General features: G+C 55.8%; 14 protein-coding genes. 6 read left to right on the plus strand and 8 right to left on the minus strand.

What is annotated here, in order from left to right:
- Positions 1-4: 4 nt before the first annotated feature.
- On the plus strand, positions 5-823 hold the full coding sequence (locus AC2TDJ_RS20090) for an aldo/keto reductase (protein ID WP_480844457.1): 819 nt from the start codon (positions 5-7) through the stop codon (positions 821-823).
- A gap of 74 nt (positions 824-897) precedes the next feature.
- Here the strand turns inward: AC2TDJ_RS20090 and AC2TDJ_RS20095 are convergent, their stop codons facing one another.
- The 8 genes from AC2TDJ_RS20095 to AC2TDJ_RS20130 form a co-directional block, all read right to left on the minus strand.
- Positions 898-2,499, minus strand: coding sequence for a GMC family oxidoreductase (locus tag AC2TDJ_RS20095; protein ID WP_480844485.1), 1,602 nt, complete (start codon positions 2,497-2,499; stop codon positions 898-900).
- Positions 2,499-4,001 carry an aldehyde dehydrogenase family protein gene (locus AC2TDJ_RS20100; protein WP_480844458.1) on the minus strand — a complete coding sequence of 501 codons (1,503 nt, stop codon included), beginning with the start codon at positions 3,999-4,001 and terminating at the stop codon, positions 2,499-2,501. Before AC2TDJ_RS20100 ends, AC2TDJ_RS20095 begins: the two co-directional genes overlap by 1 nt.
- Before the next feature lie 28 nt (positions 4,002-4,029).
- A complete protein-coding gene (locus tag AC2TDJ_RS20105; protein ID WP_480844459.1) occupies positions 4,030-4,587 on the minus strand; it encodes a hypothetical protein in 558 nt (185 codons plus the stop codon).
- Positions 4,588-4,607: 20 nt separating this feature from the next.
- Positions 4,608-5,645, minus strand: coding sequence for a zinc-dependent alcohol dehydrogenase (locus tag AC2TDJ_RS20110; protein WP_480844460.1), 1,038 nt, complete (start codon positions 5,643-5,645; stop codon positions 4,608-4,610).
- Complete coding sequence (locus tag AC2TDJ_RS20115; RefSeq protein WP_480844461.1) at positions 5,642-6,583, minus strand: ABC transporter permease; 942 nt, start codon at positions 6,581-6,583, stop codon at positions 5,642-5,644. Before AC2TDJ_RS20115 ends, AC2TDJ_RS20110 begins: the two co-directional genes overlap by 4 nt.
- Before the next feature lie 10 nt (positions 6,584-6,593).
- Positions 6,594-8,102 (minus strand): sugar ABC transporter ATP-binding protein, encoded by a 1,509-nt coding sequence (locus AC2TDJ_RS20120; RefSeq protein WP_480844462.1) that lies wholly within the window; start codon positions 8,100-8,102, stop codon positions 6,594-6,596.
- A gap of 9 nt (positions 8,103-8,111) precedes the next feature.
- Positions 8,112-9,077, minus strand: coding sequence for an ABC transporter permease (locus tag AC2TDJ_RS20125; RefSeq protein ID WP_480844463.1), 966 nt, complete (start codon positions 9,075-9,077; stop codon positions 8,112-8,114).
- Between the two features lie 95 nt (positions 9,078-9,172).
- Positions 9,173-10,276, minus strand: a complete 1,104-nt coding sequence (locus AC2TDJ_RS20130; RefSeq protein ID WP_480844464.1) for a sugar ABC transporter substrate-binding protein — start codon at positions 10,274-10,276, stop codon at positions 9,173-9,175.
- Positions 10,277-10,542: 266 nt separating this feature from the next.
- Between AC2TDJ_RS20130 and AC2TDJ_RS20135 the strand changes: the two genes are divergently transcribed.
- The 5 genes from AC2TDJ_RS20135 (at position 10,543) to AC2TDJ_RS20155 (ending at position 15,624) form a co-directional block, all read left to right on the plus strand.
- Positions 10,543-11,196 (plus strand): TetR/AcrR family transcriptional regulator, encoded by a 654-nt coding sequence (locus tag AC2TDJ_RS20135; protein WP_480844465.1) that lies wholly within the window; start codon positions 10,543-10,545, stop codon positions 11,194-11,196.
- A gap of 178 nt (positions 11,197-11,374) precedes the next feature.
- The gene (locus AC2TDJ_RS20140) at positions 11,375-12,625 is read left to right on the plus strand and encodes an ABC transporter substrate-binding protein (RefSeq protein ID WP_480844466.1); all 1,251 of its coding nucleotides are present in this window, start codon (positions 11,375-11,377) and stop codon (positions 12,623-12,625) included.
- Between the two features lie 81 nt (positions 12,626-12,706).
- Complete coding sequence (locus tag AC2TDJ_RS20145; protein WP_480844467.1) at positions 12,707-13,624, plus strand: carbohydrate ABC transporter permease; 918 nt, start codon at positions 12,707-12,709, stop codon at positions 13,622-13,624.
- Positions 13,624-14,505: a carbohydrate ABC transporter permease gene (locus AC2TDJ_RS20150; RefSeq protein ID WP_480844468.1), complete on the plus strand. Its 882-nt coding sequence runs from the start codon at positions 13,624-13,626 to the stop codon at positions 14,503-14,505. The genes AC2TDJ_RS20145 and AC2TDJ_RS20150 overlap by 1 nt, the downstream gene beginning before the upstream one ends.
- Before the next feature lie 3 nt (positions 14,506-14,508).
- A complete protein-coding gene (locus AC2TDJ_RS20155) occupies positions 14,509-15,624 on the plus strand; it encodes an ABC transporter ATP-binding protein (protein WP_480844469.1) in 1,116 nt (371 codons plus the stop codon).
- The last annotated feature ends 42 nt before the right edge of the window (positions 15,625-15,666 follow it).

A 15,666-nucleotide genomic window follows, 5' to 3' on the forward strand; every position in this document is an offset into this window, starting at 1 on the left:
CGCTATGAATATCTACTTTCAAAACACCAATCAGCGCACTTTTGGCACATTCCCACTGACTGAGAAGGAACTTCGGGATGCCATGATGATCGCGGCAGAGGTCGGATACCGTTCGTTCGACACTGCGCAAATGTATGAAAACGAAAAGGAAACCGGCGATGCATTGGCTGAACTTAACCTTGCCCGCAACGAGATTTGTGTCACCACCAAAGTCCATCCCGACAGTTTCAGCGAGGCGGCTTTTTTGCCCTCCGTTGAAGAAAGCCTAAAGAAACTGAGACTGGATTATGTTGATGTGCTGCTTTTGCACTGGCCCCCAGTTGGCGGCGACATCGCGCCATCTCTGAAGCTGTTGGAACAAGCACACGCGAAAGGGCTAGCCAAGAATATCGGCGTTTCGAATTACACGGCGCAGATGATGCGGGATGCAACCAGGATCATCGACACTCAGCTGGTAACGAACCAGGTAGAATTTCACCCCTTGCTGAATCAAGACACCTTACTTGCCGCAGCTAGCGAAACCGGGATTCCGCTGTCGTCCTACTGCTCGGTTGCACGTGGTGAAGTCTTCAAGAATCCGATCTTTGCCGAAATCGGCGAGGGCTATGGAAAAACTGCAGGTCAGGTCGTGTTGCGGTGGATTCTGCAAAAAGGTGTCTCGATCAACACGATGTCGACCAAACGTGCCAATATCCAAGCCAATTTCGACGTAATGGATTTCACCCTATCCGGCATCGACATGGACCGGATCGATGTATTGACCCATACCGGCTACAGGATCGTCACCGAAGATCTGGTGCCCTGGGCGCCTGAGTGGGACTGAACAAAAAAACGGCGGTGCCATCAGTTGGCACCGCCAGTTCGGGGAGTTATCCAAGCCTTTGAGAGCGGAATAGCTTAGTGATTACCCCTGATCATGTCAGAAGCTTTTTCTGCCATCATTATTGTTGGCGCATTGGTGTTTGATCCAATCAGGCTGGGCATGGCCGAGCTGTCGCAAATGCGCAACCCGTCAACCCCATGCACCCGCATCTGCGGATCGACGACCGCCATATCGTCCACGCCCATTTTGCAGGTGCATGTGGGGTGATAAGACGTTCGACCATATTGCCGCGCATAGGCTTCGAAATCAGCCTGTGTCTTGACGTTGTCATCCGGAAAACGGATTTGGCGGATGTATTTTTGTAGGCTTTTCTGCCGGAAAATCTCGACACTGTGTTGCACACCCTCGACCGAGGTTTTCAGATCATCCGGATGCCCGAGGAAATTGGGGTCAACCAACGGCATATCCTCAACCCGGTTTGACCTCAACCGAACGGTTCCACGTGCTTTGGGGCGTACAGTGTAGGAATTCAGAGTGATGCCCGAGCTGCCTTTGGGGACACTTGGCACACCGGCTTCGGCTCCAGCGCCTGCCAGGAAATGAAATTGCAAGTCGGGCACGGGTGCGGATGTGTCGCCATACCAGAACGCACCGCCTTCTACCACGTTCGATGCCACCGGCCCCGACCCGAAAAGGAAATATTGAATTCCGGCCCACGCCGCCCAATGCGGTTTATTGTATTTGTCGAGGCTTTGATGCCCGTTCAACTCCGCCACGATGTCGATGCCGAAATGGTCATTCAGATTTTCGCCGACGCCCGGCAGATCCTGTTTGACCTCGATCCCATGCTCGCGCAGATGCGCAGCAGGGCCAACGCCCGACAGCATCATCAGCTTGGGCGTTCCGATCGCACCGGACGTCACCAGAACCTCTTTATCGGCAATCACTGTCCGGACCTGCCCGCCCTTGTCGTACTCGACCCCTGTTGCGCGTCCACCTTCGATCAAAACGCGATGCACCTGACATCCTGTTTCGACCGTCAGGTTGGGGCGCGACAAGGCGGGTTTCAGATAACCCACCGCAGCCGAACAGCGTTTCGCGTTCCAGATTGTGGTCTGATAGACCCCAGCCCCTTCTTGAACCGGCCCGTTGAAGTCGGGGTTGTAGGGGATGCCCGCCTCCTGACACGAACGCACAAAGGCGCGCGTCATCTCCTGCGGTGCGGCGATATTCGAAACGCCCAAGGGGCCTTCGGTTCCGTGCCAGTCACCGGACAGGATTGCGTTGCGTTCCGAGCGAACGAAGTATTTCTGGATCTCCTGGAATGACCAGCCCTCGCAACCTTCTTCGTTGGCCCAGCGGTCATAGTCCAACGGGTGGCCGCGGGTGAAGACCTCGGCGTTTATCGAACTGCCGCCACCGATGACCCGGCCTTGGGCATAGGGGATTTCGCGATTGTTGGCGTTCACCTGCGGTACGGTTGTAAACCCCCAAGTGTGCGGTCCGTCTGTCATCTTGGCGAATCCGACCGGCATATGGATCAGCGGATGACTGTCCTTGCCGCCTGCTTCCAGCAGCAATACCTGCGCGCTGCTGTCTTCGCTGAGACGGTAGGCCAGAACACACCCGGCTGCGCCACCCCCGACAATCACATAATCGTAACCGCTCTGCGCCATCATTCCACCCAATGCGTCCGCTTGCCAATCTCGACATGGATCGATTTGACCTGCGTATATTCCTCAACCCCATGCATCCCGGCCTCGCGACCCCAGCCCGAAGCCTTGAAGCCGCCAATCGGCAGTTCCGGTCCTCCGGCCAACGTGGTGTTAACCCAGAACCGACCCGCCTGAACCCGGCGCGAGATAGTCAAAGCCTTGTCGATATTCTTGGTCCAGACACTGGCGGCCAAACCGTATTCCGTATCGTTGGCAATGGCGATGGCATCGTCAATCGTATCGAACGGGATCACAACCAGAACCGGCCCAAAAATCTCTTCCCGAGCAATCGCCATATCCATTGTGACATCGGTGAAGACGACCGGATCTATGTATTGCCCGCCGGATATCTCGGGCGTAGTCCCGCCGGTCAGCAGGGTCGCACCCTCTTCCTGACCTTTGGCGACATAGGACAGGATAGTGCGGTTCTGCGCATCCGTGGTGATCGCTCCAGCTTGCGTGCGTTCGTCCAGCGGGTCACCGACGCGCACATTGCGCAGCTTGTCTGCCACCATCTTTGAAAACTCATCAGCGACAGAGCGTTCCACCAGCAGCCGCGCGCCGGAGACACAGCACTGCCCGGTATTGAATGCGATGCCAAAAGCGACGCCATCGGCGGCATCCTCAAGATCGGCATCCGCAAACACGATCTGCGGATTCTTTCCGCCAAGTTCCAACCCCAGCTTCTTGAAGTTGCTCTGGCCCGCAGCCGCAACCACCGACCGGCCCACAGCAGTCGAGCCGGTGAATGACAGCATGTCGACATCCATATGCTCGGCCAGTTTCTGGCCAATCACACTGCCCGATCCGGTGACCACATTGAACACACCATCAGGCAGCCCGGCTTCACTGAGAATCTCCGCAAGCAACAGTGTTGTCGCGCTGGTCACTTCGGAAGGTTTGGCGACAATCGTACACCCCGAGGCAAGGATATACGGCACCCGTTCACACAGGATCAGAAACGGAAAGTTCCAGGGCGTGATCAGACCTACAACGCCAACGGGTTCACGGGTGACGACTCCCATTGCCCCGTCACCGCTGTTGTTGAAGCTCTCTCCATGCAACGCGCGCGCAAGACCCGAGGCAAACTCGAACATGCCAACGGTGCCCTGAACCTCGGCCCGCGCCTGACTTATGGGCTTGCCGTTTTCCAGAGTTTCCCAATAGGCGATCTCATCCGTGCGGGCACGGATCAGCTCTGCTGTCTTCAGAAGAATCGCGGCACGATCAGCGCCGGACAACCCGCACCAGCGGCGATCATCGAAGGCCGCCCTGGCCGAGGCAACGATATTGTTCAGATCGTCCTCGGTGCAGCGGGGGATACGGGTTACGGGAACACCGTGACCGGGCGAGGATCGTTCGAATACTTCCCGGTCTCCGGCAGGCACCCATTGCCCGTCCACGAAGAAACCAAACTCCCGCGGCTCAGACGGCGGTTTCAGAATGTGGCTCTTTTGATCCATTTGATGTGCTCCATCATTGCGTTACGACTCAGGCTGACGCATCCAGCCTGTCGCGAAATTCATTCCATCCGCTATCAACCGAAGACGGCGCATCATGCCATTGGTGCAAGATCTCTCCGGTCGCGGGATCCTTGTCCGGGATTGGCAGCATCATGATCCGTTTGACGGCGGCCTGATACATCTCGGGCGTCAGGAATGCTTCCTGAATGTTGTCCCAGTCGCGGCCTCCGGCATAGCCGCCGCACATCATGATGTCGTCCGAGCGTCCAACCATCTCATGGCTGACACCGGCGGGCATGACGATCACGTCACCGGCTTCGATCCGCACTTTGGTCCAGCCTTCCACAGACAGGTTGAATTCCATCCAACCGGCGGCGCAGCCTAGGCATTCGTGTGAGGTCGAATGAAAATGTGGGTATTCGTAAACGCCGGGATACTCCCAGTTGTTGCCCCAGCCATTTGCGCGGAACCGCGCCTTGACCGCATCCACCCCGCCCCCGGGCATCGCTCCGCGATGGATCAACAGCGGGAAGCGGCTGTTGGGGATCATGCCTTCGGGTTTCGACATATAGACTTCAACGGTCATTTGCAGTTCCTCCCGTTTGACTAGTGCGCCATGACAATCTGGGTCTTCAAATCCATTGGCCGGTCAGGGAAGCTATCGAACGCCTCCTGAATGCGATCCAGCGGGTAAGCGGCACGCGTAAAAAGGTCGGTATTGATCCGGCCATGCGTCAGCAAAATCAGGGCATCGTGCATGTCCTGGCCCATACCTGCGACAGACCCTTTGATCGAGTTTTCCTGCAGGATTGTCTGCAGGATATCGACGGGCAACGTCTCACCGGCTCCGGTCAAGCCGAAGGCCGCGATGTGGCCGCCTTTGCGGATCAGTTGCATCGCCTGCTCATACAGGATCGGCAATCCAACGCTTTCGATGACGATATCCGCACCGCGCCCGTCAGTATGGTGCAAAACCGTCTGTTTCAGCTCCGAAGGATCGGAAACACCGGCATCCGCACCATTCTGCAGGGCCATGTGCACACGGTCTTCCGATACGTCAGCCACAATGATCGGAGCGGCACCAATCGCGCGCAATAGCTGCACATGCAGATTGCCGATCGGACCGGCGCCCAAAACCACAACGGACTGACCAAAGGTAACATTTGCCTTGCGGGCGCAGCGGACAACGCAGGCCAACGGTTCGGTCAATGCCAGAATATCCGCAGGGACATCGTCGGGGGTCGAAATGACCAATCGTGCAGGAACCGAGATATATTCGGCAAATGCGCCATCCATTGATATGCCCATTTGCTTCATTTCGGGGCAATTCAGGATTTCGTTGCGCCTGCACCAATAACAGGTTCCGCAACCAATGTTCATGTCCACTACGACCGGCGTACCAACGTCAAGACCTGTGACATCTTCCCCGATTGCCGCTATGGCGCCGGTGAACTCGTGGCCCGGGATCATCGGCAGGTTTTCCGCCGCATAGTGGCCATTGAAGATATGCATGTCCGTGCCGCATATGCCGACCCGCGATATGCGGACCAACACCTCGTCCCGGCCGGGCTCGGGGCGGGGCACGTCTCGCACCTCGAATTGTCCCGGCCTGATCAGGACTGCGGCTTTCATGGTCCCGGTCATTTCACGACTCTGAGTTTTGATCGATCGATCGTCAGGGCAATTGCCGCAATCAGGATCAGGCCAAAAACCATCTGCTGTTGCGTGGCATCCACCTCGAAATACAGCATCGAGGAGCGGATCACCGCAACGATCAGCGTACCGATCAGGGTGTTGATTACGCCGCCAACGCCACCGGTCAGGGGTGTCCCACCAACCAGAACCGCAACGATTGCAGGCAGCAGGAATCCGTTCGCCAGTGTGGGAGAGCCACCGGACAGCTTGACCGAGAACAGCAAACCCGCAATCGCCGCAAGTCCACCGGACAAGGCAAATGCCATGATCTTGATCCGGTTGACATTAAGACCCGAGGCGACAGCTGCAGGTTCACCCGCACCAACCGCCTTGAGAGCGCGTCCAAATGTTGTTCGCGATTGCAGAAACCACGCGCCCAGAACTAGGATCGCGGCAATGATCAGCTCACTTGGCAGACCAAAAACTGTCCCGGTCATCCAGCCGAAGGTCGCATCCCGCAGCGTCGCATCCATGAACAGGGCGCGCTGGCCCGACAGGTATTGCGCCGTCGAAAACGCGATACCGCCAACAGCCAGCGTTGAAATGAAGGATGGCACGAACAGTCGCGTCGTCACATAGCCCGAGACACTGCCCAGAACCACGCCCGACAGAATGCAGATCAGCGCCGCTCCAATGCCAAAGGTTGGCAAAGCGATGGTGGCCACAACGGTTGTCATATTTGCAATTGATTGGGCCGACAGATCGATACCGCCGATATAGATCGCAAAGGTCATGCCAAGCGCCATGATGAACAGCGGCACGATATCCGCCATCATCGAAATCAGATTGGCCGGGCGCAGGAAATTCGCGTCGGCAAGACCAACCACCAGCACAAGCGCCAGCAAGGTGATCCAGGGCAGATGGGGTTTGATGCGTTCAAAACTCATGGCGCGGGCCTCAGATCATGTGGTGGACAAGGTCATACAGCGACGGCTTGTCCCCCGGGCTGCAATCGAAACGTTTCTGTGCGACACCGTCCTTGAGAACGATGATCGTGTGGCTAAGCCCAATGGCTTCTTCCAGCGTATCCGCGACCAGAATGATGCCGACGCCGTCATCCGACATTTCGCGTACCATGTCATAGACATCCTCTTTCGCGCCGATATCCAGACCGCGCGTCGGATGGTCGAGCAGAATGATATCGGATCCGGCGGATCGCCATTTGGCCAGAACAACTTTTTGCTGGTTGCCCCCGGACAGCCCGCCGCAATCCTTGTAGACATCCGGCGTCTTGATCGCGAGGCGATCTATCCATTGGCGGGCCAGCGATTTTTCCTCACCAATCCGCAGCACACCGGAATTGGCATAGTTTCCCATCTGGCTGAGCGTCATGTTTTCATAGACATTCATTCCCGCGACGATGCCTTCGACTTTACGTTCGCGCGGGATGTAACCCACGCCCCCCGCGACACCTGCTTGCGCGTTGAACCTGCCAACAGCCTCACCCTTGAGCGTCACGGTTCCCAATGATGGCGTCTCAAGCCCGAAAATCGTGCGCAGGATCGCTTCGCGACCTGATCCTTCGGTCCCGACAAGGCACAGCACCTCTCCCGGACGCAATTCAAAGGAAATGTCCGAGTACTTTCCGTTCAGTGAAACGCTATCGAAGGCTACCAGCGGGTTTGCTTCGGCCTGATAGGGCTTCTGTTTCTGCTCGCGATAGTATTCCTTGTCCACATCCCGGCCGACCATCTTGTGCTGGATCGCATCTACATTGGCCTCGCCCTTAGTGACTACGTCGACAACCTCACCATCTTTCATCACATAGATGCGGTCGGACAGATCAAGAACCTCATCCATACGGTGGCTGACAAAGATGAACGACGCGCGGTTGGTGAGTTCGCGCACCAAACTGAACAACAGTTCAACCTCTTCCTTGGCCAGAACCGAGGTCGGCTCGTCCAGCAGGATGACCAGATCGCCGTCGATCCGCTCCTCCAGCGTCAGAACCTTGGCCAGTTCGACCAGTTGCCGTTGCGCGAAAGACAGCTTTGAGGTGACCATACCGGGGTCGATATCCAGTTTGACCTTGGCCAGTTGTTGGCGCGCGGCATCGGCCATGGCTTTCCAATTGATCACGCCATAGTTGACGAATTGCTGCTCGAACCCCAGAAAGATGTTCTCCATCACGGTCAGGTTGGTGATCAGGGATTGTTCCTGAAACACCATGCCGATGCCGTGATCCATCGCCTGACGCGGGTTCTGAAAGCGAACCTTTGTGCCATCGATGGTGATATCGCCGCCATCGGGCTGATAGGCGCCATAGATGACCTTCATCAGGGTCGATTTCCCGGCACCGTTTTCACCGACCAGCCCGACGATTTCGCCCCGTCCAATCTTGAAATCGACGGATTTCAGTGCGTGGACCCCGGGGAATTTCTTGTCAACGTTTATAAGTTCGTACATCTGCCGCCCCTATTTAACGAAGGTCACGGATTTACGGTCGGTCGACAGAACCACCGCAGCAATGACCAGAACGCCCAGAACGCCGTCTTGCACGTAGCCGGGTAACCCGATCACAACCATGCCGTTGTTAATGACGTTCACGATCAGAACACCCACCAAGGTGTTCCAGACACCGCCAATGCCACCCCACAGCGCGGTGCCACCCACGACGACTGAAGTGATCGACACAAACATGAAGTTCGACCCTGTTGCGGTTTCGGCAATCCCGATCCGGCCGACGGCCAGCAGCGCGCCTACCGCATAAAACACGCCAGCCAGCGCAAAGCCCATGATCCGCACACGATTGACGTTCAGGCCCGAAGCATGGGCCAGTTCCTCACCCCCGCCCACGGCATAGAAGTTGCGCCCCAGCGTTGTGCGAGACTGGATGAACCAAGCAATCAATAGGAAGATCAGCGCCACGTAGCACATGATCGGGAAGCCAAACCAGCGCTCGGTCAGAAGCGAGCGGAACAGATCATCCTCGACCCTGATCCGGTCTCCGCCGGTCAGCAGCAATGCAAACCCGGTGCCAACAAAACCCATCGCCAAAGAGGCCATGAAGGACGGAATTTTGAGCAAAACATGGACAAGACCGTTCACCAACCCGATTGAGGCACCAACCAGCAGAGCAAGCGGAAGGGCCAGCCATCCCCATGAGGCCAGCGTCCCGCCCATGGCGATAAACGCAAAGGCGAACACAACCGCGCAGACGGAAACAGTGCCCTCCATCGACAGGTCAATAGACCCCATGATGATGATGAAAGTCACGCCGATGGCGACCATCAGCGCCGGTGTGGACGAGATACCGATCCGCGCAAAATTTCGCAGCGAGAAGAAACGCGGCTCCATTGCGGTAAAGAACAAAATCAGGACGATAAGGACAATCAGGGGCGCCCATTTGATCAGAACATCCCGTTTCAGCACATTACTCATGTGCTTCCTCCCACTGAGTGAATTGCATAGCCGCCTGGTGAGTGTACCCAGCTCAGACGGACGGACCGGTGCGAACACCGGCCCGCGACGCCTTGCTAGTACTGAATCTGACCGTTCGACGTGGACCAGAAGTCTTTCCAGTCATAGGTCGGAACGCTGTCCAGATACTCTGCTTTGAACGCCAGCGCATCCTCAGGACGGACCATGATGGTCGGACCGTAGAATTCACGGTGTTCGTGCGGTTCTTCAGACGGTTTGAAATGACCAGTTGCCGCGTAATATGCGAGTGCCGCGGTGATACCGCCACCCCAATGTGGGTTTGTGAATACAGTGGCCAGAATCTTGCCTTCGCCCACCAGTTGCACAGCTTGGGGGTTGCCGTCATAGGACACGATCGGCATGTCTTCGATACCCTCGGCGCGTAGAGCTTCGAGCACGCCGTAAGCTATGGTGTCGTTGGCGCAGTGGACGCCTTTGATCTCGTCGCCGTAACGCGTCAGGAAAGCACTCATGACTTGGTTGGCTTTCTGCGTGTCCCAATCCGCCGGTTCGGCGGCCAACAGCTCGGCGTTGGGATAGTCTTTCAGTGCGGTCTTGAGGCCTGCCAGACGCTCGATAGCCGGGTTATTCGATGCAATACCGCCCAGATGCACAACGCCTCCAGACCCACCCATTGCGTCCAACAGTATGCGGGCTGTTTGTTCTGCCGGGCCTTCGTCTGACCAGCTCATGTGGCTGACATAGTTGTCGCCAAAGTCCCACGGATGCAGATCATCGGTTTTGTTCCATAGGGTCGAAACATAGGCACCCGCTTCCACGCACGATTCCACTACCGGACGGGCATTTGGTGCATCGTTGGTATCGATGGCCAGCGCCAGCTCACCGTTGGTTTTGGAAAGCAACGCCTTAACGTCTGCAAGCGACTTCTCTGACGATCCCTCGTTGATCAAATGTGTCAGGAAGTCTTTAGGCTTGCCCAGACTTTCAACAAAAGCTTCGCCACCAGAAACGATTTCGTTCCAATACGGATTGGTGCGGTTGCGATATGACCACGCAATCGTTGGATCCGCTATGGCGGCTCGGGCCACTCCACCCAGCATGCTTGAGACTGCAGCCCCGCCCACACCGTAGGCAGAGGCCAGCAGAAAGTTGCGGCGGGTTATAGTCTCCTGCTCGATATACTTCTTGATAAATGACATAGCGTCCTCCCTTTCGATTAGCACTCGGGACCGCGGACATCCTTGTTCAGCCCCTCCCCGGCACATATCCGCGCAGCGGGATGCCGCGCCCTTAATGCACTAACTAGTTACTTCTTTACGAAGGGCTATGTCAAGCGTTAAGAATGGGGTAGAAACAGCATTGTACAGCCTGAAGCTGTGCTTTTTTGATTTCTGAAGGTCAGGCATAAGGAACGCATTGACCTAATATTTTCGCGCTGAAAAGCCTGTAAGAAAGGAAGCTCGCGGTGGTCGAGAATACAAAAAACAAAAAGAAAAGAGATGCTGAGGCGACAAAAGCGCGGATTCTACAGGCCGCTAAGAAGGAGTTCGCCAAACACGGTCTGGGTGGCGCGCGGGTAGATGAAATTGCCGAGCGTGCGAATGCGAACAAGCGCATGCTCTATCACTACTTCGGCAGCAAAGAGGATTTATTCCGCACAGTTCTGGAAGCTGCGTATCTTGATATCCGAAACGCAGAACGCAAGTTGAATCTCGAAAGCCTGTCGCCATCTGATGCACTTGAATCACTGGTACGGTTTACCTGGAAATACTACCTCAAAAATCCCGAGTTCATTACGCTCGTCAATAGTGAGAACTTGCACCGAGCACGACACATAAAGTCCCTTTCGAGTCTTCCAGAATCGACCAAAGGACTTGTTCAGATGGTAGAAAAAATTCTGAAGCGCGGCGAAGAAAGTGGTGAATTTCGCTCTGGCATTGACGCCACGCAGCTAAACATCACCATTGCCGCTATCGGGTATTATTACCTGACGAACAGGTTTACCGGCTCATTCCTGTTTCAACGTGACATGATGGACGAGCAGGCACTAAACGAGCGCCTGGACTTCAACGTCGATAGCATTCTGCGGATCGTTCAAAATGAACGCCCTCAAATGTAGAGATCTGATCGCAACGGGAGATTGAAAGGCAATTCTCCTGATCCACGTGCGCTCCGAATTTTGGCAATAATTTGGTGTGATCGTCGTTCGCAGGATATGTATTCTTGACTCAATGAAGCCTTGCGCCAATATTAGCAAGTAACCACACAGTTACAACAGTTTCATAAGGGAGGAAAGCATGAACAAGATAACCAGCATTATTAAACTTTCGACAACGGCCGTTGCCCTTTCCATCACAGCTGCACATGCCGAAGATGTGGAAGTTCTGCATTGGTGGACTTCGGGTGGTGAAGCAGCAGCGCTGAACGTGCTCAAACAAGACCTTGAAAGCCAGGGTGTGGGCTGGCAGGACATGCCGGTTGCAGGTGGCGGCGGCACCGAGGCCATGACCGTTCTGCGTGCTCGCGTCACCGCGGGCGACCCACCCACTGCAGTTCAGGCACTGGGCTTCGACATTCTGGATTGGGGTAACCAAGGTGCACTGGCGAATCTGAACGACCTAGCCGCCAAGGAAGGTTGGGATGACGTTGTGCCCGAAGCGCTGCAATTCTTTGCCAAAGTTGATGGCAAGTGGATTTCTGCACCGGTCAATGTGCATTCTACCAACTGGGTTTGGGCCAACAAATCCGTGCTCGACGCCAACGGAATTGCAGTGCCCGAAACCTGGGAAGATTTTGTAGCCGCAGTTGAAACACTTAATGCAGCAGGCGTTACGCCGATCGCGCACGGTGGCCAGGCCTGGCAGGATGCGACCGTGTTCGACGCGGTAGCAATGTCCGCGGGCGGGCCAGAGTTTTACAAAGCCGCCTTCATCGATCTAGATGAAGAGGCGCTGGGTTCAGACACGATGAAAGAAGCCTTCGACAGGATGGCGTTCATTCGCGAAAACGTCGACGATAATTTCTCGGGCCGCGACTGGAATCTGGCGACGGCGATGGTCATAAATGGTGAGGCCGGCTTCCAAATGATGGGTGACTGGGCGAAGGGTGAGTTCCTGAACGCAGGTAAAACTCCCGGCGAAGATTTCCTGTGCTTCCGTTTCCCGGGCACTCAGGATCAGGTCACATTCAATGCGGATCAGTTCATGATGTTCGATCAGGGTGGCACTGTTTCTGTAGAGCAGGCCGCACTGGCCAGCGCGATCCTGTCACCATCCTTCCAAATCGCGTTCAACAAGGTGAAGGGTTCCGTCCCTGCACGCACAGACGTGGATGGAAGCGAGCTGGACGCTTGTGGCCAGCAGGGTATGAAGGACCTTGCGGCGGCTGCATCGTCGGGCAACCTGTTCGGCTCGATGGCACACGGCCATGCTGCTCCAGCTTCGGTGAAGAATGCGGTCTATGACGTGGTCACCGCGCATTTCAACGGCGAGTACGACAGCGAAACGGCAGTTCTGGAATTGGTCGACGCGGTTTCCATCGCCAAATAATCTACTCTGGTAGGGCGGTCCTGATCGCTCGCCCTGCCTGCCCTTGCTATTTTCGCATAACCTGCCTTTCGGAGAGTTGCCATGGCCACGGCTGCCGAGGCGGATTTCAAAACCCGTCTACAGAACTGGATTCCCAAGCTTGTCCTTTCGCCGTCACTGGCAATGGTCCTGATCTTTGTTTACGGGTTCATACTGTTCACAGTCTATGTTTCTTTCACGGACAGCCGTATTCTACCGTTCGTCGACAAGGACGGGCAGCGCACCTTCGACCTGATTGGATTGGCGAACTACGAAAAACTGTTCAAACTGTCCCACTGGGAGATCGCGTTGACCAACATGGCCGTCTTTGCCGGCCTTTATATCGTTGTCTGTACAATTATCGGTCTGACACTGGCCATCCTGTTGGATCAGAAGATCAGAGGCGAAGGTTTTTTACGCCCACTTTATCTCTACCCCATGGCTCTGAGCTTCATTGTGACCGGTACAGCCTGGAAGTGGTTTCTGGATCCGGGCATCGGGCTTGAAAACATCGTGCAAGCCTGGGGGTGGGAGAATTTCCAATTCGACTGGATCAAAAACCGCGACTTCGCAATCTATACAATCGTTCTCGCGGCCGTCTGGCAGACTTCGGGTTTTGTTATGGCCATGTTTCTGGCCGGGTTGCGCGGGATCGACAATGAAATCCTGAAAGCCGCGCAGATGGACGGCGCGTCAAACTGGAATCTTTATCGGCGCATCATCATTCCGCAGCTCCGGCCCGCGTTTCTTTCGGCGTTCGTGATCCTTGCCCATCTGGCGATCAAGACTTTCGACCTTGTAATCGCGATGACCGGGGGCGGTCCCGGCAGGGCGACTGAGCTGCCCGCAACGTTCATGTATTCCTATACCTTCAGCCGCAATCAGATGGGGATAGGCGCGTCTTCGGCGGTCATCATGCTGATCACAATCGCAGCGATCATGATCCCCTACCTGTACGCTGAATTGAAGGAGAAGAAGTGATGGCATTCGCAAGCTCAGATACCGCCATCCGCACGGGCCGCTTCGCACGGACGCTAATCTATGTGGTGCTGATCCTGTTCGTGTTGTTCTACATGCTTCCGCTTTACGTCATGATGGTAAATTCGGTGAAACCGCTTTCCGAAATAACGGGCGGCGGAATGATGTCCCTTCCAAGTGCCTTCACATTGGAGCCCTGGGCAAAAGCGTGGTCCACCGCACAGGTCGGGGTCGAACCGACAGGACTCCGGCCCTATTTCTGGAATTCGATTTCGATGGTCGTCCCGGCCGTCGCCATTTCTACGGTGCTTGGGGCCTTAAACGGGTACATCCTGACAAAATGGAGGTTCCGCGGCGACACGATCCTGTTTGGGTTGATGCTGTTTTCCTGCTTCATCCCGTTCCAGATCGTCCTGATCCCCATGGCTGCCATCCTCGGCGTTCTTGGCCTGTCCGGCAAGACAGCAGGACTGGTTCTGGTCCATGTGGTTTATGGTGTCGGATTTTCGACCCTGTATTTCCGAAACTACTACGCGGCGTTCCCAACCGAATTGGTTCGGGCTGCTCAAATCGATGGCGCCGGATTCTTTCAGATATTCTGGCGAATCCTGTTACCTTCCTCGGGCCCGATTATCGTGGTTTGCGTGATCTGGCAGTTCACCAACATCTGGAACGACTTCCTGTTTGGTGCCTCCTTCGCCTCGGGCGATGGTGCCCCGATGACAGTCGCCCTGAACAATCTTGTGCAAAGCTCGACCGGCGTAAAGGAATACAACGTCCATTTTGCAGGTGCGATCCTTGCCGCAATGCCAACCCTGCTCGTCTACATCGTTGCCGGACGCTATTTTGTGCGCGGCCTGATGGCGGGCTCTGTTAAGGGGTAACCGATGGGTTTTCTCGATATAGACAACGTCACCAAATCCTATGGCCCCGTCGAGGTGCTGCACGAGGTCAACATCGCGGTGGAGGAAGGCGAGTTCCTTGTTTTGGTCGGGCCTTCGGGCTGCGGCAAATCCACCCTACTGAACATGATTGCCGGGCTGGAAGACATCACTTCGGGCGAAATTCGGATCAAGAACTCGGTCATGAACGGGGTTCACCCCTCAAACCGCAATATCGCGATGGTCTTCCAATCCTATGCGCTCTATCCGAACATGACTGTTGGCCAAAACATCACCTTCGGCCTTGAAATGCACGGTGTTCCCAAGCCTGAACGTGAAAAGGCCATGGCAGATGTCGCAAAGCTGCTGCAAATAGAACAGCTTCTGGATCGCAAACCGGGTCAACTGTCAGGCGGCCAGCGTCAGCGTGTTGCCATGGGTCGGGCACTGGTGCGCAACCCCGACGTGTTTCTTTTCGACGAGCCTTTGTCGAACCTTGATGCCAAACTTCGGGTCGATATGCGCACCGAGATTAAGAAGCTGCACCAGAACCTCGGTACAACAATCGTCTATGTAACCCATGACCAAATCGAAGCGATGACCCTTTCAACCCGGATCGCCGTCATGAATGGCGGGTATGTACAGCAACTGGGCACCCCGAAGGAAATCTATGACACACCTTCGAACTTGTTCGTGGCTACGTTCATGGGCTCTCCGTCAATGAACCTGATCCGGACAACCATCCGGGTCGAAGGGACTTCGGTTGACGCGATGACACAGAATGATCGCGGCGAGGAAATCCGCCTTGCTCTTTGCGCACCATCGGACGCGATAAAGACATATGATGGTAAAGAAGTGATACTGGGCATCCGCCCCGAGGCACTGACCGATATGGAAGGCGCAGATCACCGGTCAACGCACATTGTGTCGATCCGAAACACAGTGACCGTGACAGAACCTGCGGGTTCGGACACATTCGTGGCCACGGCCGTCGGAGGCGCCGAGTGTGTCGCACGGATGCGCGCGGATGCGGAGGTCGCCCCCGGACAAGAAGCCGAATTCGCTTTCAACATGGAAAAGGCCGTGGTGTTCGACCCAGATTCCGAGAACAGAATTCTATAAACGCCCAAGAAAAACCGACGGAAGCATGAGCCGTATCTTTCG

The sequence above is a fragment of the Ruegeria sp. HKCCD6647-2 genome (assembly GCF_057221075.1).

Excerpts from the sequence above, each read along its gene's own strand:
- AC2TDJ_RS20090 (WP_480844457.1), top strand. The coding sequence starts at position 5 with ATGAATATCTACTTTCAAAACACCAATCAGCGCACTTTTGGCACATTC.
- AC2TDJ_RS20095 (WP_480844485.1), bottom strand. The coding sequence starts at position 2,499 with ATGGCGCAGAGCGGTTACGATTATGTGATTGTCGGGGGTGGCGCAGCC.
- AC2TDJ_RS20100 (WP_480844458.1), bottom strand. The coding sequence starts at position 4,001 with ATGGATCAAAAGAGCCACATTCTGAAACCGCCGTCTGAGCCGCGGGAG.
- AC2TDJ_RS20105 (WP_480844459.1), bottom strand. The coding sequence starts at position 4,587 with ATGACCGTTGAAGTCTATATGTCGAAACCCGAAGGCATGATCCCCAAC.
- AC2TDJ_RS20110 (WP_480844460.1), bottom strand. The coding sequence starts at position 5,645 with ATGACCGGGACCATGAAAGCCGCAGTCCTGATCAGGCCGGGACAATTC.
- AC2TDJ_RS20115 (WP_480844461.1), bottom strand. The coding sequence starts at position 6,583 with ATGAGTTTTGAACGCATCAAACCCCATCTGCCCTGGATCACCTTGCTG.
- AC2TDJ_RS20120 (WP_480844462.1), bottom strand. The coding sequence starts at position 8,102 with ATGTACGAACTTATAAACGTTGACAAGAAATTCCCCGGGGTCCACGCA.
- AC2TDJ_RS20125 (WP_480844463.1), bottom strand. The coding sequence starts at position 9,077 with ATGAGTAATGTGCTGAAACGGGATGTTCTGATCAAATGGGCGCCCCTG.
- AC2TDJ_RS20130 (WP_480844464.1), bottom strand. The coding sequence starts at position 10,276 with ATGTCATTTATCAAGAAGTATATCGAGCAGGAGACTATAACCCGCCGC.
- AC2TDJ_RS20140 (WP_480844466.1), top strand. The coding sequence starts at position 11,375 with ATGAACAAGATAACCAGCATTATTAAACTTTCGACAACGGCCGTTGCC.
- AC2TDJ_RS20145 (WP_480844467.1), top strand. The coding sequence starts at position 12,707 with ATGGCCACGGCTGCCGAGGCGGATTTCAAAACCCGTCTACAGAACTGG.
- AC2TDJ_RS20150 (WP_480844468.1), top strand. The coding sequence starts at position 13,624 with ATGGCATTCGCAAGCTCAGATACCGCCATCCGCACGGGCCGCTTCGCA.
- AC2TDJ_RS20155 (WP_480844469.1), top strand. The coding sequence starts at position 14,509 with ATGGGTTTTCTCGATATAGACAACGTCACCAAATCCTATGGCCCCGTC.